At 45.6% G+C, this 20154-nt stretch carries 19 protein-coding genes; 8 read left to right on the top strand and 11 right to left on the bottom strand.

Going from position 1 to position 20154, the window contains the following annotated elements; all coding sequences use genetic code 11:
• The first annotated feature begins 178 nt into the window (after window positions 1–178).
• From BUF15_RS02815 to BUF15_RS02800, 4 genes are all read left to right on the top strand, one after another.
• Entirely contained in the window at window positions 179–697 is a 519-nt protein-coding gene (locus BUF15_RS02815) for a universal stress protein (RefSeq protein ID WP_073611938.1), read from the top strand.
• 335 nt (window positions 698–1032) lie between these two features.
• Window positions 1033–1872 carry a DODA-type extradiol aromatic ring-opening family dioxygenase gene (locus BUF15_RS02810; protein ID WP_073611937.1) on the top strand — a complete coding sequence of 280 codons (840 nt, stop codon included), beginning with the start codon at window positions 1033–1035 and terminating at the stop codon, window positions 1870–1872.
• A gap of 199 nt (window positions 1873–2071) precedes the next feature.
• Window positions 2072–3532 (top strand): MFS transporter, encoded by a 1461-nt coding sequence (locus BUF15_RS02805; protein ID WP_073611936.1) that lies wholly within the window; start codon window positions 2072–2074, stop codon window positions 3530–3532.
• Window positions 3533–3624: 92 nt separating this feature from the next.
• Entirely contained in the window at window positions 3625–4863 is a 1239-nt protein-coding gene (locus BUF15_RS02800) for a multidrug effflux MFS transporter (RefSeq protein WP_073611935.1), read from the top strand.
• A gap of 2 nt (window positions 4864–4865) precedes the next feature.
• Here BUF15_RS02800 and BUF15_RS02795 read toward each other — a convergent pair whose 3' ends face one another.
• The gene (locus tag BUF15_RS02795; RefSeq protein WP_073611934.1) at window positions 4866–5072 is read right to left on the bottom strand and encodes a hypothetical protein; all 207 of its coding nucleotides are present in this window, start codon (window positions 5070–5072) and stop codon (window positions 4866–4868) included.
• A gap of 447 nt (window positions 5073–5519) precedes the next feature.
• Here BUF15_RS02795 and BUF15_RS02790 point away from each other — a divergent pair, with 447 nt between their 5' ends.
• The 3 genes from BUF15_RS02790 to BUF15_RS02780 are packed head-to-tail and all read left to right on the top strand — an operon-like array spanning window position 5520 to window position 9806.
• The gene (locus BUF15_RS02790; RefSeq protein ID WP_073611933.1) at window positions 5520–6986 is read left to right on the top strand and encodes an FAD-binding oxidoreductase; all 1467 of its coding nucleotides are present in this window, start codon (window positions 5520–5522) and stop codon (window positions 6984–6986) included.
• A 50-nt stretch (window positions 6987–7036) separates the two neighbouring features.
• Window positions 7037–8302 (top strand): (Fe-S)-binding protein, encoded by a 1266-nt coding sequence (locus BUF15_RS02785; protein WP_073611932.1) that lies wholly within the window; start codon window positions 7037–7039, stop codon window positions 8300–8302.
• A 16-nt stretch (window positions 8303–8318) separates the two neighbouring features.
• Complete coding sequence (locus BUF15_RS02780) at window positions 8319–9806, top strand: FAD-binding oxidoreductase (protein ID WP_073611931.1); 1488 nt, start codon at window positions 8319–8321, stop codon at window positions 9804–9806.
• A gap of 113 nt (window positions 9807–9919) precedes the next feature.
• Here the strand turns inward: BUF15_RS02780 and BUF15_RS02775 are convergent, their stop codons facing one another.
• Window positions 9920–10393: an Lrp/AsnC family transcriptional regulator gene (locus BUF15_RS02775; RefSeq protein WP_073611930.1), complete on the bottom strand. Its 474-nt coding sequence runs from the start codon at window positions 10391–10393 to the stop codon at window positions 9920–9922.
• Between the two features lie 145 nt (window positions 10394–10538).
• On the opposite strand from BUF15_RS02775, the gene BUF15_RS02770 reads away from it, so the two are divergent.
• Complete coding sequence (locus BUF15_RS02770) at window positions 10539–10790, top strand: hypothetical protein (protein WP_073611929.1); 252 nt, start codon at window positions 10539–10541, stop codon at window positions 10788–10790.
• 50 nt (window positions 10791–10840) lie between these two features.
• Here BUF15_RS02770 and BUF15_RS02765 read toward each other — a convergent pair whose 3' ends face one another.
• From BUF15_RS02765 to BUF15_RS02725, 9 genes are all read right to left on the bottom strand, one after another.
• Window positions 10841–11371, bottom strand: a complete 531-nt coding sequence (locus tag BUF15_RS02765) for a nuclear transport factor 2 family protein (RefSeq protein WP_073611928.1) — start codon at window positions 11369–11371, stop codon at window positions 10841–10843.
• A 73-nt stretch (window positions 11372–11444) separates the two neighbouring features.
• Window positions 11445–12950, bottom strand: a complete 1506-nt coding sequence (locus BUF15_RS02760; protein ID WP_073611927.1) for an FAD-dependent oxidoreductase — start codon at window positions 12948–12950, stop codon at window positions 11445–11447.
• Between the two features lie 86 nt (window positions 12951–13036).
• Window positions 13037–14755 (bottom strand): aldehyde ferredoxin oxidoreductase family protein, encoded by a 1719-nt coding sequence (locus BUF15_RS02755; RefSeq protein ID WP_073611926.1) that lies wholly within the window; start codon window positions 14753–14755, stop codon window positions 13037–13039.
• A gap of 101 nt (window positions 14756–14856) precedes the next feature.
• Window positions 14857–15330, bottom strand: a complete 474-nt coding sequence (locus BUF15_RS02750) for a hypothetical protein (protein ID WP_073611925.1) — start codon at window positions 15328–15330, stop codon at window positions 14857–14859.
• 102 nt (window positions 15331–15432) lie between these two features.
• Window positions 15433–15891, bottom strand: coding sequence for a nuclear transport factor 2 family protein (locus BUF15_RS02745; protein ID WP_073611924.1), 459 nt, complete (start codon window positions 15889–15891; stop codon window positions 15433–15435).
• Window positions 15892–15984: 93 nt separating this feature from the next.
• Window positions 15985–17007, bottom strand: a complete 1023-nt coding sequence (locus BUF15_RS02740; protein ID WP_073611923.1) for a TRAP transporter substrate-binding protein — start codon at window positions 17005–17007, stop codon at window positions 15985–15987.
• Between the two features lie 223 nt (window positions 17008–17230).
• Entirely contained in the window at window positions 17231–17674 is a 444-nt protein-coding gene (locus BUF15_RS02735) for a nuclear transport factor 2 family protein (RefSeq protein WP_073611922.1), read from the bottom strand.
• Window positions 17675–17830: 156 nt separating this feature from the next.
• Complete coding sequence (locus BUF15_RS02730; RefSeq protein WP_073611921.1) at window positions 17831–19129, bottom strand: TRAP transporter large permease; 1299 nt, start codon at window positions 19127–19129, stop codon at window positions 17831–17833.
• 9 nt (window positions 19130–19138) lie between these two features.
• Window positions 19139–19654, bottom strand: coding sequence for a TRAP transporter small permease (locus BUF15_RS02725; RefSeq protein ID WP_073611920.1), 516 nt, complete (start codon window positions 19652–19654; stop codon window positions 19139–19141).
• Window positions 19655–20154 lie beyond the last annotated feature (500 nt).

Below are 20154 nucleotides of genomic sequence, written 5' to 3'. Positions count from 1 at the left end.
GGTCATTGCTTTAACCTGTTTTACGATTTACTTTTTTAAGGTGTTTTGTTGGGCGCATAATCTGTTCGTGATCATGTGGCAAATTGCTCCACTCGTGATCTCGGGAGCAGGTGATCATCGGACGCTTGAGCATTGAGCAACAATCGAACTTTTATTCTTACTAAGGAGTCTACAAATTATGTTGAAAAGCATTAAAACCATCCTTTTCACGTCAAATCTTTCGGATACCAGCAGGGTTACCTTTAACCATGTAGCTGTATTGGCCACTCAACTCAATGCAAAGATTATTCTGTTGCATGTCATTGAGAAGATGCCAGAAAACTATGACAGTCGTTTGAGGGGGCTGTTTGGTATTACGGAGTGGAGTGAAATTTTATTGAAAAACAAAGAAGAAGCCCGGCACGCACTTGTGGGTAAGGTATCTCCCAAGCAAATGGTACGTACCGCGTTGAGCGAATTTTGTCGGGAAGCAAATATTGAAAATGATAAATGCGGTGTGCTTCAGCATGAGATAATCGTTAAAGATGGTGAGGTTGTTGAAGAAATTTTGGCACAGGCTGCAGAACACTCGTGCGATCTGATTGTTATGGGGGCCAGTAAGGGGTTATTGTCAGGAACCTCGGTTGGTCATAACATCAAAGCGATATTGAAAAAGTCTAAAATTCCAACCTTGGTTGTTCCTACCGGTGTAAATTAGCATTTTTTGCAGCAGCATTTCATCGATTGATCTGTTCGATGTCGCCTGGGGCGACATCGAAACTGTCAATTCTATGCCTATAGAACACTCTCCTTGTCCATGCACAATTCTTCCAGAAAAATGAAGTTATGGGTGGTGTTTTCTGGACGATTTTAGCATTCCACATCTAATTTTCATTCTCAACTATTGGAAGAACATGTTTTCGTGCTCATTGTAGACCTAAGGCAAAATGAGAATTTTTCAGGGTAGTTAGAATGATGTGATTTTATGTTGATGTGATTTTCACCTTTTCAACTCGAGGCGGCAAACAAACACGTGTAAAAAGGGGACCAGGTATGGGGAGCAAAACGGTTTATGGTGCGGGCGATCAGCAGCTAGGCTCAATTATTTTTATCTCTCATGGTGGCGGACCATGGCCCTTACTCAAGGACCCTCGGCATGCAAATCTGATCGATTTTTTTCAAGAGGTGCCGACATTGCTCATTTCCCCACAGGCGATCCTGGTGATCAGTGCTCACTGGGAAGAAGATGCACCGGTTGTTCAAAGTTCTCCGCATCCTGAAATGCTGTACGATTATTATGGTTTTCCAGAAGAGTCATATAGGATTACCTATCCGGCTCCCGGTCATCCCGAACTCGCAAGAAGGATATCGACTATCCTCAATGCCAGCGGTATAAAATCATCCCTGGATAGTACGCGAGGCTACGACCACGGTCTTTTTGTGCCGCTCATGCTCATGTATCCGGATGCAATTGTACCGTGTTTGCAGTTATCTCTTTTGAGCAGTCTGGATCCTGGCCAGCACATGCAATTGGGCAAGGCCATACGAGAGTTGCGAAAAGAAAATATTTTAATCATCGGTTCTGGCTCGTCCTTTCATAATCTCAGGGCCTTTCGAGAACCGCCAACCGCTGCGACGATTGGACTGAATCAGGAGTTTGAGGGCTGGCTGAGAAATGTTATGGTCAGTAGAGAGTTGTCAGAATCAGAAAGAGAACAGCAGCTTGTTCGTTGGGATGATAGTCGCGCTGCGAGATACTGTCATCCTCGCGAGGAGCATTTATTACCGTTACATGTCTGTTATGGGGTCGCAGGTGGGCCAGCCGACAGAGTTGTTGAAGTAGAATATATGGAGAGAACGGCCAGCATGTATATCTGGTCGACAACGGATTGAAAATCTCCAGACTATCCAGAGAGCGGTAATATGTTCAACGTAACAGAATGTGAAGATGTACCGTTCATCAACAGGTTCGTTCCTGTGACGGCACAGATTGATCTCCGGTGTGCTTTTTCAAACAGTTGAAGGGTAGAGTCGGAGTGTGGACTGCACCATAAATTTTTCAAGGCTCACTCACGGCCTGCAAATATAGACTATGCCCAACTCCGATACGATAGACTACAGCCGCAAATGGCACATCCTGGCGGCAGTAGGCACAGGGGTATTTCTCGCGACGCTCGATACCAGCATAATTAACGTCTCGCTTCCAACGCTGGTTCGTGCTCTGCATACCGAATTCGCAAATGTCCAATGGGTTGTGTTAGCCTATCTGCTCACCATTACCTGCACCATGGCCGGCATCGGACGGCTTGCGGATATGGTTGGTAAAAAGACTATCTATATGCTTGGATTTGCCATTTTTACCCTGGGGTCCGTCCTGTGTGGATTGTCGATGACGGTGAACTGGCTTATTGGTTTTCGGATGCTGCAGGCTATTGGTGCCGCTATGGTCATGGCCCTTGGAGCTGCCATAGTTACGGAAGCATTTCCTGCGGAAGAGAGGGGCAGGGCCATGGGCCTGATCGGAGCAATCGTGTCCGCAGGAATCATAACCGGTCCGGCTCTGGGGGGTGTCATCCTCGGATTTCTCTCGTGGCACTGGATATTTTTTGTCAATCTGCCTGTCGCGACACTCGGAATTATCATGGCGTATCGCTTTGTGCCTGATTTTAAACCCAAGGGCGGCCAGCACTTTGATCTTTTAGGGGCTTCGTTTCTTTGTTTTGGTTTACTGTCGTTATTGCTGGGCTTGACGTTTGGACAAAAACAGGGATTTTCCCATCCACTTGTCTGGGTAATTACAGGGGGTGGTCTAGCCATACTTGTGATATTTGTCTTCATCGAGCACAAAGTTCACCAACCTATGATTGACCCGCAATTGTTTAAGAACTCACTGTTCAGTGTGAATCTGACCACAGGTTTTATCAGCTTTGTTGCTCTGGGGGGCAGCATCATTCTTCTCCCGTTTTATCTGGAAAATATCCTCGGCCTTCCTTCAATAAAGGTGGGGTTGCTCATGGGCATAATTCCGGTGATGCTGGGGGTGACTTCGCCCATTGCAGGTTCGTTGTCAGACCGTATGAGTGGCCGAAAAATCATAATGGTTGGCCTGGGGTTGATGTTTGTCGGTTTTTTGAGCGCCAGCAGCCTGAATCAGGATACCTCCCTCTGGGGCTATGCTGTGCGTATCTTTGCCATTGGTGCGGGGATAGGTATATTCCTGTCGCCCAACAACAGTGCTATTATGGGGGCGGCACCGCGACATCAAATGGGCATTGTCTCCGGAATGATGGCCCAGTCACGAACCTTAGGTCAAACTGTCGGTGTGGCTGTCATTGGTGCTATCTGGGCCGGGCGCACTATCTTCTATGCAGGGGCCGGTACCGAGGTAGGGGCATCTGTTGCACCGGTTCAGGCGCAAATACGTGGTTTGCATGATGCCTTCTGCGCAGCTGCTGTATTGATTGCAATTGCATTTATCCTCAACATCAAAGCCTATGCCGGGGAAAAGCAACGTTCCAAAAGCGGTTCTGCAAATACACGTGCTGCCAGTTGATCTCCAGATCGCATTTGGAGGATATCTCTCTTCTCGGACGGCCTTTCGGTATTGAGGTTGGTGAACGAACTGTGGTCATAACAAAGGAATAAATGAAAAAAAGCACATCGCAAGGCGGCAATACGGAATTGATTTGTCTTATGGCACTGTTGATGTCCCTGGTTGCCTTGACGATTGATGCAGTTTTGCCTGCTTTAGGGGTGATAGGAGAAAGTTTGGGCGTGAAGAACCCAAACGATAACCAGCTGGTTATTTATACGTTTTTCTTCGGTCTATCAGTTGGGCAAATGCTTTATGGCCCTCTATCTGACTCATATGGCAGGAAAAAAGCTGTTTATCTTGGGATATCGATTTTAATCCTGGGAAGTTTACTTTCAATCCTGGCAACGAACTTTACCTTCCTTCTTATAGGTAGAGCTTGTCAGGGGTTCGGTGCCGCGACCTGCAGAATTATCCCTATGGCTATGATTCGGGACAAGCTTGAGGGCAGAGAGATGGCTCGGGTGATGTCGCTCATATTGGTCATATTCATCATGGTTCCAGCGCTTGCCCCTTCAATAGGGCAGGTTATTCTGTTTGTTGCGGGATGGAGATCTATTTTTGGATTTATTCTCATTATCGGTGTATTCGCAATATTGTGGTTTGTGATTCGCCAACCAGAGACTTTGCCAATAGAGAGAAGGCAGGCCTTTTCAGTTGCAACGATTATCTCCGGGGTGATTGAAACATGTAAAAACCCGATTACTCGATATTACACGATAGCATCAGGGATGATTTACGGTGCCTTCCTCGGATATCTCAGTTCTGCTCAACAGATTTTGCAAGTGCAGTACGAACTCGGTAATGCTTTCTCTCTGTATTTTGGCGGGCTTGCCATTGCAATAGGTTTCTCATCTTTTGTAACCTCTAGGCTTGTCATGAGGTTTGGGATGGAAAAGCTCAGTTTTTTGTCTTTATTGATGCTTGCCGTGGTCTCTTGTGTTTTCTATCTGTATGCGCGAAATTTCTTGGGTCATCCGAACCTGCATATTTTTTTAACCTATCTTGCAGTTGCATTTTTCAGTTTCGGAGTTCTTTTCGGCACATTCAATTCTATGGCCCTGCAGCCCATGGGACACATCGCAGGGATTGCGACTTCCGTTATCAGCTCGGTGCAAATGCTCTTGTCTGTTGCGGTAGGAGGAACGATCGGGCAATGCTATAATGGCACAGTCCTGCCATTAGTGCTGGGCTTTTTCCTCTGTGGTCTCTTTCCTTTGATCATAATGATCTATGTCCGGAAATGTGTTGCTGGCCAACCCATGCCTGCGGTTGCTGTTAGTAAACGGTAGCCTCATGCAACCCCCTGAAAACCTTTCTGTACGCTCCTCGCCAACTCCTGAGTAAACTCGATTACCGTGTCACTTCTTCTGACGGGGTGATTCTCATCAAGAAGAGTTAGAGACCGCATATAGAATATGGTCGTCACCACAAGTGGCACCCAGTACCTGTTTTCGACGATACTTTCCTGTTTACGCTTGATGTCTTCATCTGCTTTCACTTCTTAGCCCAGCGCTGAGGCTATTCAACACCCTCGCTACCTATCAGTAAAGTGGTTCTACGTTCAACAGTTTTCCGTAAAATGGATGCGATTATGATATTGAGCTTGACATCACATATGACATCATATATATAAATTGTACCCATGTATGGGAATTTGTAGACTTTGCAGAGAGGTATTCCGGTTCTGCCTGTTGAACGGTATCCGGTGAATAGAAAATTAAACTCAGCGCCAAGCACTGAGCGTGGGGTTGTGAAAATAACGGTCAAGATGGAGTGGAAGATTTTTCAAAAAAGTCGTGACAGGAATTGGCCTATTTATAGAGAGTTAGGTTGGTAAGTCAATCCTGTTTCAAAACCTACATTCTGATCCCTCTTCATCAAAAATAGTGTTTAGAGGAAATCAAAGTTCAATAGGTAAATGGCGGAAATAACTTAGGAGCAGATTATGTTTCAGAAAGATACTTTGGTAAAAATTGTAGGTGAAAAGAATGTCACAGATGAGTCATCGACCCTCGATACGTATTCCAAGGATCTCAGTTTCGTTAATACGTTACGACCTGATTTCGTTATCAAGCCAAAGAATGCCAACGAGATCGCTCAGTTAGTCAAGCTTGCCAATGAGACGAAGACGCCACTGGTGCCGGTAAGTTCAGGTGCCCAGCACTTCAGAGGTGATACTGTTCCAGGTAGTGGAGGCGCTGTGGTGCTGGATTTAAGCGGCATGAAAAAAATCATGCGGACGGACAGGTATCATCGAGTGGCCATGTGTGAGCCTGGGGTGACCTTTGAGGAACTCATACCTGCAGTGGAAAAAGAAGGAATCAGGCTCAATTTGCCGTTATTGCCGCGTAAGTCAAAATCTGTCGTTGGCAGTCTGCTTGAGAGAGAGCCAGTAACGATGCCAACATATCAGTGGGATATATCTGACCCGCTGGCTTGTCTTGGGTTGATAGTCGGAACCGGTGAGGAGTTTAGAACAGGCCAAGCGGCGGGGCCTGGCACGATAGAGGAGCAGTGGGAGGCGGGGGCAGTGCAAAAAGCACCGTACGGACCGGGATCGACATGTTGGCACAGGCTATTCCAGGGAGCGCAGGGGACAATGGGTATTGCAACCTGGGCGTCAATACGCTGTGAAATCCTCCCGACATTGGAAGAACCTTTCTTGGTCGGTTCTCCCTATGTTGAAAGACTTTTTGAGCTCAGTCATTGGTTGATACGGTTAAGGCTGGTGAACGAATGCTTTATTTTGAACAATACCAACCTCGCAGCAATCATGGCGAAAAATTGGCCATGTGATTATCAGGCGATCAAACATGCACTTCCACCCTGGATTCTTTTCTATAATTTAGCTGGCTATGAATACTATCCGGAAGAGCGAGTGAGCTACAGGAAAAAGAACATTCAATCTCTGACTCAAAAGATAGCAGTTGAATCCACCAAAGCATTAGCTGGTATCTCAGCCGGTGAGTTGCTGCAAAAGGTCCATCGGCCTTCAGAAGAGCCCTATTGGAAACTTCGTTATAAAGGGGCGAGCCATGATATTTTCTTCCTGTCAATCGCAGACAAGCTGCCAGGCTTGCTTGATGCAATGAACATTGAGGCAAATAAAGCCAGTTACCCAGCCTCCGACATAGGGGTTTATATTCAGCCGGGAGTACAGGGATCGAGTTATCATTGTGAGTTCAATATCTTTTATGATCCGCAAAGTCCGTCCGAGATCAATCAGGTCAGTCAGCTATCTACTGCAGCTACTCTATCTTTAATGGACAAGGGTGCATTTTTCTCCAGGCCTTACGGTAAAAGTACAGATGCAATTATGAATAGAGATGCAGCTACCGTCACTGCGTTAACCAAAGTTAAGAACATATTCGACCCTAATAATATTTTAAACCCCGGGAAACTGTGCTTTTAGGGTGAATGGAATATAAAAAATTTAATAATCTCTGCTATTAAGGAGCGGAAATGTCAATAAAAGATTATCGCGGTGACGTGGAGAAATGCTGTCGTTGTTCATGCTGTAAATTCATACCTCTGCAAAAAGTAAAAGGAAGTAAGTATTCATACGCCTGCCCCAGCATTGCTAAGTACAACTTTAACGCCTACTCCGGTGGCGGCAGGTTGCTTTCAATGTACTCCATGCTCAAAGGCGAAATGGACTATAGCGAGAAACTTAAGGAAATAACCTATAACTGCAATATGTGTGGTGCTTGCGGGGTATCATGTAACTACGCCATGGATATGCAGGTCAACGAGCCGATCAGTGAGTTCAGGGTTGAAAGTGTTAAAGACGGGCAAACGCATCCTGCTCTGGAGAAGGTGATAGAAGGTCTTCGCAAAACCAACTCCATGGTACCTGTTAAAGGAAAACGGGGCGACTGGGCGGCTGGACTTAATCTAAAAAATGCCGCTCAAGAGCAAGTGGATGTGCTCTTTCATGTCGGCTGTAAAACCAGCTTCGATCCTAAAATGCACAAGCTGGCTCAGGCCACTGCCAAAATATTGCAAAAGGCCGGTGTGAATTTTGGAATTGCGGGAGACGTAGAGGTTTGTTGCGGCGGACGGGCGTACCAGATGGGTTATGAAGAAGATGCTCGCAGCCAAGCCAAAAAGAACATGGCGTTGATCAAGAAAGCCGGAGTTAAGACAGTGGTAACCGGTTGCGCTGATGGTTACCAGGCCTTCAAGGTGCTCTATGACAAGTTTGGCGTCAAAGGCGATCTTGAAGTGCTCCATATCTCAGAATATATCGACATGCTCATGAAAGAGGGAAAACTCAAACTGACCCAAAAAGTCAACATGACCGTGACCTACCATGATCCCTGCAACCTCGGGAGAAAAGGCGAATCGTATAAGCATTGGAAAGGAGTACGAAAGCCGGGGAACAGGTTCATGTTTGATCCACCCAAAGACTATCGACGCGGCGAACATGGTGTCTATCAGCCACCTCGTGACGTTTTGGCGAGTATTCCTGGTCTGACTCTTTCTGAGATGACCAGGATAAAAGAATACGCCTGGTGCTGTGGTTCTGGAGGCGGTGTGAGCGAATCAAATCCTGAGTTTGCAATGTGGACTGGTAAAGAACGAATCGAAGAGGCTCTATCTACTGGTGCTGAGGCCATTGTCACTACCTGTCCCTGGTGTGAGAAGAATTTCAAGGAAGCAATCATGGCCAGCGGCAGTAAGCTCAAAGTCTACGATATTGTTGAATTGGTAGAGAAAGCAATCTAAAGAGGAGTGAAAAGCCATGTTTCTAAGCCCAGAAGTGTATAAGAAATTTGAAGATATCGTCGGAGAAGAGAATATCTGCGGAGACCTCGCGATTATGCCTTCGTATCATAGCGGTCAGATCGGTGCTGTTGTTCTTCCTAAGGATACAGAACAGGTTCAAGCGATCGTCAAATTGTGCAATAGACTCAATATACAGTTTACCGTTATGTCTACAGGCTTCATTCGAGCAGCAATGCCTCAAGGTTGCATCTATCTCGACATGCGAAGAATGAACAAGATCATTGAGATTAATGAGAAAGACATGTACGCCGTGGTTGAGCCTTATGTGACCTCAGCGGAACTTCAGGCAGAATTGATGAAAAGAGGCCTGAACTGCAGCATTAAGGGGTCCGGGGCTCAGTGCACAGCGATTATCCGGGGACATGGTCATATGGATTTGAGTACAGGCGGCGATGACCGAAATCAGCTGGGTATGGAATGGGTAACTCCTGCCGGCGATGTACTCAAATTAGGCGCCCTAGGCTCTACTCATGAATGGTTCTGCGGCGACGGCCCGGGACCTTCTCTCAGAGGTGTAATCAGCGGTAGAGGAAGCGGTGATGCCCTGGCTGAAGGTGGGGTGATCACTAAAGCTGCCATGAAGCTCTATCACTGGCCAGGACCTGCAGCATTTGAATTGGAAGGGCAGTCACCAAATTATAACCTGAAAGAGATCCCACCGAACTTTATGGTACGGTATTACAGCTTTCCTTCGGTTCCCCAAATGTACGAGGCAGAATTAAAGATTGGCGAAAGTGAAATCATGTTCGCCCTCATGGGTTTTAATGTGGCAATGCTCTCGGCTAATATATCGCCCAACATGGAGATGGAGCTAGAAGTTATTGAGAAGCTCAATAAAGAGGTCCAGGGGCCAGGCTTTTATGTCATAGTGGCGGCCAACTCTCCGGAAGAGTTTGAATACGATCAGAAAGTCTTAGATAAGATTATCAGCGATACAGGTGGCAAGTCGCTCGCGATGGTCGAAGATCCTAAGGTCGGTGCACTTGTCCTTATCCATGGAGTAAGGATCAGCGTTTCTATTCGAGAAACCTTCCGTTTGCGTCCTGTTGGCGGAAAAGCGTACGGCTTCCAGATCATGGGACAGAGGGACGTTAATATCAAGTGGATCGACGAGGCTGCAAACAGAAAGAAAGAGCTGATCAAGAAAGGCTTGGGAGCAGATGATGGCGGCGTCTATTTTGGCTGGTCTGTTGAGAACTCACATCTTGGCAAAACCGAAATATTCTTTGATCCTTCGCCACATCCCGAATCATTGGATGCCATTATAGATTGGCAACAGACGACAGCCCGGAAAGCCCTTGAGGATCACCTGAATCCGCCAACACATCTGCCTCTTTCGGTCGTTGGGCCGGAGGTGTCGAATTACCATATATGGTCGAAAAAGCTGGATGAAGCGTTTAATCCCAACGGTACAACAGTAGTGCTTCCTTCTTTGATGGGATAATCATATTTCAGACGAAAGTATACTTTGTGTTGTTTCAGGGGATAAGGTCAATTTTGATCTTATCCCTTCTTGCATTCCAGCATCCACCAGAACACATACAATTCAAACCTGATTTATGGTGTATCTGTTGAGCCAGAAATAGGGAGCGCTGTTTTGTACTTCACTTGCTTTAAGGCAACGCTTGAATTTATGTTGGCAACGTTTGGGATGGTTGCAAGTCTTTCTGTTATAAATGTTTGAAGTGATCGCAGATTTTTGGCTACGACTCTTAATAAATAGTCTGATGCACCGGTCATCTGGTAGCATTCCATCACTTCTGGATATTGCTCCACCGTCTCCTCAAATACCTTGAGATAACCCAATATCTGCTTTTCTAGCCGAATCTCAATAAAGACACTGACATTCCAACCCACCTTCTCTGGATCAAGTATGGCAGTGTAATTGCGGATCACCCCTTGCTTTTCTAATTCGCGAACTCGTCTAAGACATGGGGCAGGAGACAGGTGAATCGCTTCGGCTAAAGAAACGTTTGGAATGCGAGCGTCTTCTTGTAAACACTCGAGTATTTTCAAGTCGTAGTTATCCATTATTGCGCGATATCATGAATGGGTTAGTAAATATTGCGTGAAGCTTAGCATATTAAGCTTGGTTAGCAATGTATTATTTTATGACTGAGGTATGATAGTGCTATGGAGTGAATACAATTAAGATTGTATCAGCGAGGAGATTATCATGGGTGCTAATGGTTATTTTGGGGATATCTGGCTGGGGAAGGTACGTGATGATTTAGCGCAAAACAGTGTGATTCCCCAAAAGTCGGAAATCAGGGCTGACCACACAGAGAAAGACAGCACAAACCCGATATCAAGAGATAGATTCGGGTCCATTGATTATAAGTACTATGCAACGAGATCGAGAACCCTTCGATCTGACGCTGTTGTTTCATTTTTTAAAGTTATGATGACTCGCTTAAAGATTCATTGATCTTGAGGTCTTGGCTGAAGAGTTGCTATTCTTTTCCATTTCGATGGATATCATAGGCCATTTTTTTCCCAATTCGCTAATTGCTCCAAAGTGGGTTGCGACCACTCTTCTCTTGGCCATGGGGCTGTAAATAGCATGTATTGAATTTTCCATTTCCCATTGATGCGGACATAGCGCATGTCATGTCTGCCATGCATCCAGGTGTTTTCGTATCCGCCTTTGGGGTCAAGCATCATAATGTACATTAGCCAATTGGCGGTTGCTGTATTTCCTTTTACCTGGATACTTGGCTGCAAGGCGAGGTGACCATCCCTGCCTTTGCCACGATTGTTTTTGGTAATCTCTTTGAAGATTTGAATGAGCTCCTCCTTACCTTCAAACCGCCCACGTCTATGTAAAATGGCTACAGCATCATCAGTGAATAATTCTACGATTTTCTCCCATTCCCTGGTCAGCAGTAAGTACGCATAACTGGTATGCAGTTCCTGGAGATCTGCAGTGTCTTTCAACAGTTGTAACTGCTTCTGTTGATCTTCTACAATTGCTTCGAGTTTTGCTATTCTTTGCTCATATTTTTCCATGGAAACCGCAATCTCCGGCGAGTAATGGTTCGTTCATGTTCTCGGAACTGGTGATGTAGTCGTATGCAATACATCAGAGCAGATATTTTGCCACATTTTCTCCGGCAATACGGCCTGAATTCAAAGCAAAACCCAGCAGGTGCCCCGTGAGTTCGTAGCAGTAATTGTCGGTCTCCCACCCTCCGGTTGTTGAGCCGGCGGCAAAGAGGCCAGGAATGGCGTTCTCCTCATGATCGACAACTTCCATATGCTCATTAATTTTGACACCGCCGATTGCGTCACATATGCCAGCCGCACCTCTGATCGCATAATACGGAGGAGTTGCCATGGGGAGGAGATAGCGCCTGTCCTTGCAAAAAACTGCGTCATGACCGTTGGCACAGCTGGCATTGTATTCTTCAATACTGTTCTTCAGTACTTCGGGTTTCGCACCAATAAAAGCTGCAAGTTCCTCAAGAGAATCCGTGATTTTAAGCGCGACGCCTTTCTCTTGCAGAATTCTGAGTTCCCGGCCTAATCCGGGTAGCGGTTCACCGACATTGGGTCGTGTATGTTTTTTGGTTTCCCGCTTTTGGCCACCATATGCGCCGGGCCATATTATGCCCTCTTCTTCCATAATTTGCCGTGTCCGGTCGTCAAACACTGTAAACATAACGCCGCCCGGTTGTTGGGCAGCAGGCCCAGCAGAGGCAAAGGAGGATAGGTTATGTCCCTCGTCGATGAACCGCTTACCAAGTTTGTTAAGCCACATGGTTTCCGGCTCTCTGATCAGTATTGAGACAGGATATTCGTTATCGTCAAGCTTCATAAGAGATGCTGCAGACCGTGGTGCCGAAGGCCCATGAAACATGATGTTGCCGATCCCTGCTGTAGCAGCGCCGATCTCTGTGGCCATCACGATCCCATCTCCTTTGTTGCCGCGCACCCCATGATTCACCATGGTATCGGGATTGTAATAGGGCGACTTTTTGAGGAAATCTGGGTTTGCCCCATACCCACCTGTGGCAAGAATGACGCTTTTGGTCTTGATGACCAGTTTTGTATCTTTTGACTCTGCTATTACTCCTTTCACACTACCATTCCCGTCGCGCACAATTTTTTTAGCAGCTGATTGTGTCAGTAAACGCACTCCAACGTCCTCGCAGAGCTTTTTGAGGACTTTCATCAGATGAGCACCTTCTCCAGCGATGGTGTGGCGCACCAATGGTGACTGGTTGACGTAATATTGTCCAAGCTCGAAACGTAACCCTTTCTCTTCAAGCCACCGAATAGTGTCGCCTGATTTGTCTATGAAGGCGCGGACAACTCTTGGGTTAATCTTCGACCAGTGTGCCCAGTTCATAGCGATCCTGAAAAAGTCATCCTTACGGGCATCCACCCCCATGCGTTTTTGCACTGGACTCTCCGTTCCAAAGACATCGTGGGCCAAGGATGAATTGCCACCTATACCTGCTTTTTCGAGCACTATTATATTTTTACAGCCGTTTTCGCTGGCGGAAAGTGCTGCCGCAAGTCCGGCACCCCCGCCGCCAATAACAGTCACATCAGCTTCATGATTTTCCACCAATACGTTATCCATACGAGCAAATCTCCTGTGAAAAACTGTGTATTTTTTGGGAGCTATCGCTACCAAAAACATCCACTGGTTTTGTATGTTGAGTCTTTTTATTCAGCAAATACACTGTCCAGTTCGCCATCGGTAATGGAAAAGATAGCATTTGTCGGGGCGAGTGGCTCTTTGCTGAAAAAATCGGGCAGTCGATCATCATCCTTGGTGAGTCCGGCATTTCGATTGAAAGCATGTTCAGTCTGGAGGCACTTCGTGCCCATTTCTATCATGTCTTCTGGCCCAAAAGGCCGTCCCAACAGGGCACTCATGGAGGCAAAAAATGCCTCACCGCCTTCAGGAGTTGCCAGGGCAAATGCGCCAAAAAGACACATACCGGTGCAGTCGACAAAGGCCATTATCGGCTGCATTCCTTTTGAGGCTTCTACATGTCCCTCCGGACTATCTGTTTTCAGTACTCCCGAGCAGTATTCCCCGACCAGATTTGCCGCAGTATGGTCTGCTCCCATAGGGGAGGTGGCATAGGTTACCCCGTTCGCCGGCATCGGCCTGGGGTCGTAAGCGGCAATTGACTGATTTTTGACCACCGGAACACGAGGATTGTTGAAATGTTTGCCTACAGCGGCCGGTCCAGTACCAATGAGTATTCCAATCTCAGAACCTTCGGCGACCGCTTCCACCATATCTATGGCAGCCTGGCCATCACCAAATTCCTTGTAGCCGGCATCCATTGCCACCGCGACGGCCACTCCGGTGTTCATGGTGTCGAGGCCTATGTCGTCACACAGGTAATCGAGCCGGGCTATGATATCCAGATCAAGAATTCCGGTCATACCCCCCATGGCCCAGATCGTTTCATATTCAAGTGAGCTCGTTACATATTTACCGTTTTCATCATTCCAGACATTGGAACAGCGAATAATACATTGTGAACAACCGCGATGCGTCGGGTTTCCACCTCGTTTCTTCATAATATCAGTCATGGTCTCGCCGCTGATTTTCTCCCATCCTTCAATGGTTCCCTGGCGTGCATTGAAGGATGGGAAGGCGCCTACGGAGTTAACTGGGGCTACCATGGATGCAGTACCGTATTGCGGCATGCCCTGACCACTCACCGGATGAGCCTGTACAGCTGCAGAATAGTTCTTTAAAGAAGTTTTGAATGCATCAGGATCAGCAATGGCAGGTCCGTGATTTCCACCCATCTCTACAATAATGGCCTTTAATCCTTTTGAACCCATAACCGCGCCAAGTCCGCCACGGCCTGCGGCCCTGCAGGGGCGTCCATCAACATCAGAGGCCTGTATGGAAGCGGATGCCAGCATCTGATCTCCTGCCGGACCAATGCACAGGACGGCGATTTTTTCTCCGTAGGTGACGGTCAACTTTTCCATCAATGCATACGTTCGAAGTCCTTTGAAGTCGGCAGCTGAATCCAGTGTTGCATTTCCTTCCTTGTCAATTTTTAAGATGAACTGTTCACCAGACTGTGGTTGTCCTTCGATGATGACCGTCTTGAGACCTGTTTTGCCAAGGGCAGATCCTATAGTTCCCCCTGCATTACTCTCTTTTATCCCCCCGGTAAGTGGGCTTTTGGCCCCAACTGAAATTCGGCTGGAGTTCACAAAGATTGTGCCGGCCAATAGTCCCATGCCAAGTACGAGTTTGTTTTCAGGGCCGAGGGGATCACAGGTCGGGGGAACTTCGCGACGTAGTATTTCAGCAGTCAAGCCTCTTCCGCCAAATTCCGATAATTCCTGGGGCGATGGTTCAGTTCTGATAGTGCTGGTCGACATGTCTATCCGTAAAGTTTTCATCGTATATCTCCCTGTGAACACAAAATTATTTCTTATAGTTGCCGGTGCTGGACAGCTCAAATAGGAAAAGAGCCTTTATCTATCACTTTCATTCTGTTCACTTACAAGCAGTTCTCTTCTCGGACCTTGATGTAGGTAGTTGTGGGTAATACAGCGTAGTGAAAGATTGGACTCACCACTTTTTTTATCCAAAGCGGGCAATGCATTGTTCCTTTTGGAATGAAAATCACACAACTCTCAGTAATGACATGTTTTTCATTTTCTATCCAAAATTCAATTTCTCCTCCGAGGTCTTTCCAGTCTTTTCCATTACTTCCAAAAAAGGCAAGTGCCTCATCTGTGTCATGGGCATGTGCTACTGGCTCGTGTGCTGTCTCAGATGGCTCTAGAAACCAACGATTCCGTAGTAAAAAGCTGCCTTCTAAGACATGGCCACCTAAGGAAATTGTTGTGATCGCCCCAGGATAAGAAAGGGGTGAAGTGTTGTGCTGAGGTTCTGAAATGTTGAGCTCGGCCATTGTTTGCTTAACAATGTATTTGCCATATTTGGATTCGCTCGCTGCCGATTTCTCCATTTTGGTTTCCTTTGTCCCTATTTGTCTACATACGGCATGATCCCATGTGGCAGGCAATTTCGAAAGCCAAAGAATGTATTGAAAACCTCTCCATGAGCAGGTTCAACCCTTTGGTGGCTCGGGCCATGGCCTCGAAAATTTGACATATTTGATTTTCCATCGTCCATCTTGCTTCACATATTCACAATCATGTCTGCCTTGGATCCAGCGTAAAGTCGGCCCAACAACCGTTTCTGCATCAAAAACGATGATATACAGCATCCAGAAACCAGATGCCTTGTCACCGTCAACAGTGATGACCGGCTGGGTAACGAAATGCCCTCCATTCCATTTTTCATTAACCTTGGCAACTTTGACTTTAAATAGCTCGGCAAGTTCAGCACTGCCCGTATGCGAACCGTGCAAAGCGAGATCCACAGTCCCATCCTCAGTTATACAGTCGAGGACATCGTCCCACTCTTGTGCATTGACATGGTAGATATAGGTTCTGTGAAGATTCTTAATAGCCTCCAAATCTTCTATTCTTTGAATCCGTTTTTCTAGCTCAGTGGTGTGCGACATAATCCCTCATTATCTGCTTATTACTAAACCCATCAAAATATCTTACGATATTGTGCGTTTGTTGCGGTGAGGCTTAGTGGCAGGCAGGCGTTGTTAATTTTTGTTGAGTAGTTTTTTGGAGTAATGAAAGACTTCTGTTCCAGGCAATCCTTTGGCATCCTTTTCCTTAGCCCATGCTTCGGCCAGGGGGAATGTCAGGGTATCAAGCTTGGCCGCATCCTGGTCAGACAATGCTGATACAACGCTCCCATTCTTTTCGGCTATCGCAATCGCCTTTTGGGCATTATCAAGACATGCATGAATCATTTTTTTCTGCAGTTCCGGATTAAGTTTTGTGAAAACCTGCTGTATATCCGTCGGCAATTTGTCCCATACTTTCTGGTTCATAGCAAATACTGCCATCCCCATACCCAGATTCATAGGTGTATGATACTTTGCTACTTCATATAATTTATAACTTTTGACAGCATCCATTGGAAAGGTAACGCCATCGACAATGCCTCTTTCAAGAGCAGTATATAGTTCAGACGGTGGCATCGTAGCAGGAGTACCGCCAATGGCCTGTACCCATTCCTTTTGTGACGATCCGCATCTGATTTGTCTCCCTTTGAGGTCATCCAGATTTTTTAAAGGTTGTATTGTATTGAGATAGGTATCACCCAAAATAGTAGGAAAAAAAGCTTTGACCTCACTGTATTCTGCCTTCAAATACTTCTCAAACATTGCGTTATAATAATCAATTTCCTGACCTTCTGTTGGCTTGAGGCCTGGCTGAGACATTATTTCAGATAAGGGAAACACCCCACGATAAAATGGAAAAACGATCCACCCTATATCGCTCATGCCACTTTTGAGCATGTCCCATTCCTCGGGTAGCTTTCCCATGCTCTGACTGTCAAAAATCTTTATCTTGACTCTTCCACCGGTTTCCTCCTCAATCTGCCCTGCCCACTCTGGTAATATTTCTTTGCTCATTAGGAAATGCGTGGGCAAAACATGAGTAGCGAGTTTCAGTAGTAGAGGCTTTTCTTTCGTTGGAAGGTTGTCGGCCCATCCAACCTGAATCATGGCTCCGACCATTGTGACTATTGCTAAAACCATGAGTGAATTTTTCATAACCTCTCCTTGTGACTGGTTGTTTGTGGTGAGTGAAAGATAGCATTTCAATTCAATTGAGATCTTTCCACTTAAAAGCCCAGTTAGATGTTTATGTTTCGGAGGTGCTCAATAGGAATTCCAAATATGCAATATCAATAATATAGTTCCATGTAACAATTGTTTTAATATTCAATTATCTGCCTTGGGACTACCATATGAAAAAGGTCATTCAATACATTTCTTATGGAAACATATCAGCTTGTGAAGCGTTCGTACGGGTAAATTTGAGTTTACGGAATTTCCATTTTCCATTTTTCTTTACATATTCACATTCATTTACCCCCTGTACCCATTGGACGGAAGGCTTTGAGAAAAGGATATAGATTAACCAAGTTCCAAAAGCTGTTTCCCCTTCTATAGAGATATCAGGCTGTATTGCCATGTGACCTTCTTTTATACCTTTACGTCTTTTTGAGACTTCCGAGAATAATTCAGTTACAGCTTGTAGTCCTTGTTTTGCCCCATGATTTCGTATCTCTACTATTGCATCCTGTTCAAATAGCTCAGGAATTTTATCGAACTCGAGATTGCCCATTAGGCCAACGTAGTGCTGATGGAGTTTTTTAATTTCTTCCTGGTCTTCCAGTGCAATAAGTCTCTTTTCTATTTCTTCTATATTCATCATGGCATGGCATTCGTGCTAGATGTCGAATGTGATTGTTTTTTGTGTAAATTTATCTTCTTTGTTGTTATGTCACCGTATTAACATCAGTATATTTTAAGGGTTATGCTAAAGTTTGAGGTTGAAGAATTGTTTTAATCTGCAAGCATCGTTTCTCGTTCAACTCATTGTTTGTGGGAGAAACAAGGTGATCTGAGGGAATGTAATCAAAATGGCTACACCAACCAGCATTGCAACAACGAAAGGTAATACTCCACGAAAAATGGTGGACATCGGAATGCCTGATGTCATTCCGCTGATAATAAACACGTTCATTCCAATAGGTGGAGAAATTAAGGCCATTTCAGTCATGATGACAAGGATAACTCCAAACCATATTGGATCAAAACCAAGGGCGGTGAGAATAGGGCCGAAAATCGGTACAGTTATGAGTATCATTGGAATAGATTCCATAACACAACCTATAACAACATAAACAGCAAGAATGCATAACAGGACACCTAAAGGTGGCATTGACAATTCGGTGATGAGATTGGCCAAGGCGTCCGGCAATCCGGCGAGTGCGGTAAAGTATCCGAATATCATTGCACCTATTAACATGCTAAATGCCATTCCAGTGAAACTCACTGCTCTTTTAAGTGAACGAATAAATACTTGCCACGTGTATTTCCTCCTGGCAACAAGGAAGATAAAAGCTACAAATGCACCGACAGCAGCGGCCTCGGTGGGGGTGAATACGCCGCCCCAAATTCCACCCATGACAATGAAAAATATCAGCAGCAGTCCCCACACGTCTTTAAGCGCTAACAATCTATCTTTCCATATGAATTTTGCGCCACAAGGGGCTATTTTTGGATCTATTTTTGCCAAGATATAAATTGTTGCCATAAACAGAACAGTGAGCATGATTCCTGGAACAACGCCGGCCATAAACAGTTTCCCGATGGACTGTTCTGCAATTAATCCATAGATAATAAACGCTCCGCTTGGAGGGATCAGAAGACCAAGCGTTCCTCCAGCGGCTAAACATCCAGCAGCAAGTTTAGGGCTATATTTGTATTCAAGCATTTCGGGCAGCGCAACCCTGGTCATTGTCATAGCGGTGGCTACGCTGGAGCCGGAGACACAGGCAAAGCTTGCACAGCCACCAATTGAAGCCATTGCTAATCCGCCGGGAAGGTGGCCTATCCAGATGTTCATAGTGCGATAACCATCACGCATCAATCCGGAAGATGATGCAAAGTCGCCCATTAGCGTAAATAAAGGAAGAACACTGAAAAGATAGGAGGCAACAGTGGTATATGGAACCGAGCCGACCATGGTTAATGCGGAATCAAAGCCGCCCAAATGAGCATAGCCTCCAAATCCGACGATAATCATTGCAAAACCTATCGGCATACCAATAGCCATAAGAAGAAAAAGTGCAGCGAACGCAAAGATAATTGTCATGATTTCCATGATATCGTTTCATTCTCCACTATCAAGTTCAGGTGAAAGGGGGCGGAAGACGTGTGTTATTTCTATGCATAACAGGACCGCAACACCCAAAACCATCAGGATTTTGAAAGGAGCGATTGGAATATCAAGGGTATCTGTACGGTGATGCAGATTGCTTGCCGAATACACAGCATTTATTGCAGCTTGATACAAGATGAGCGAAAAAATTGTGACATTGAGTAAGGAAACGAATCTACCAAGAAAGTCCTGAATTATTTGAGGTAGCTTATCAGTAAGAATAGTTATGCGGACATGACCTCGTTGCATGGAAGTGTATGCTATCGCGATAAAGCTTATGATTATCATCATTAATTCAACAAGCTCAATAGTACCATACAGCGGCATTTTAAACAGAAATCGGCTCCCTACATTAAACACGATCACTACTACCATGGCGCAAAGGAGAAGAGATGCAACAACACTTAGTGCTATTGTGAGCCCTCGGACAATGCTTATTGCTGTATTGATAAGGTGTGTGTGCTTCAATGCTGGCCTCTGGTTATAATTTAAAGAGACTGTTAATCTTGGAGCAAATATTTGAAGGATAATCAACGCCCATCACTTCTGCTAGGGTACCTGCAATTGCATGCTTCAGCTAAATAAATGAAATATTATGATTAATTTGCTAAATCTATTGTGGGTGCGACGAATAGCATTTGACAAAGCATATGCGATATCGTATATGATGTAAAGGGGATTTTCTGTTAAAATGCATTTTGGGGTGATGGATGATTATTGTTGTGTGCTCGATTCAAACGTATTGCAAAGCGGTCTTGAAAACAGCATGGCACTCAACCCGGGTGTTGCACTTTCTCGAGCAAGAGAGTCGCCACCTTCGTCGTCTCGGTGGGATGCGGTGATCCTTGCGGTAGGCATTTTTTTGTTGAAACTGATTGTAATATAGATAACTCCTCTCAGGAGAATACTATCAGGGATAATTTGCTCACTGCTGGATGTTGATTGACTGTAAAAGTGTAGGCTGCTAG

It is taken from the genome of Desulfopila aestuarii DSM 18488 (assembly GCF_900143695.1).
Lineage (GTDB): Bacteria > Desulfobacterota > Desulfobulbia > Desulfobulbales > Desulfocapsaceae > Desulfopila > Desulfopila aestuarii.
Note: the sequence above shows the minus strand (reverse complement) of the source record. Positions and strands in the feature narration are given on the sequence as shown.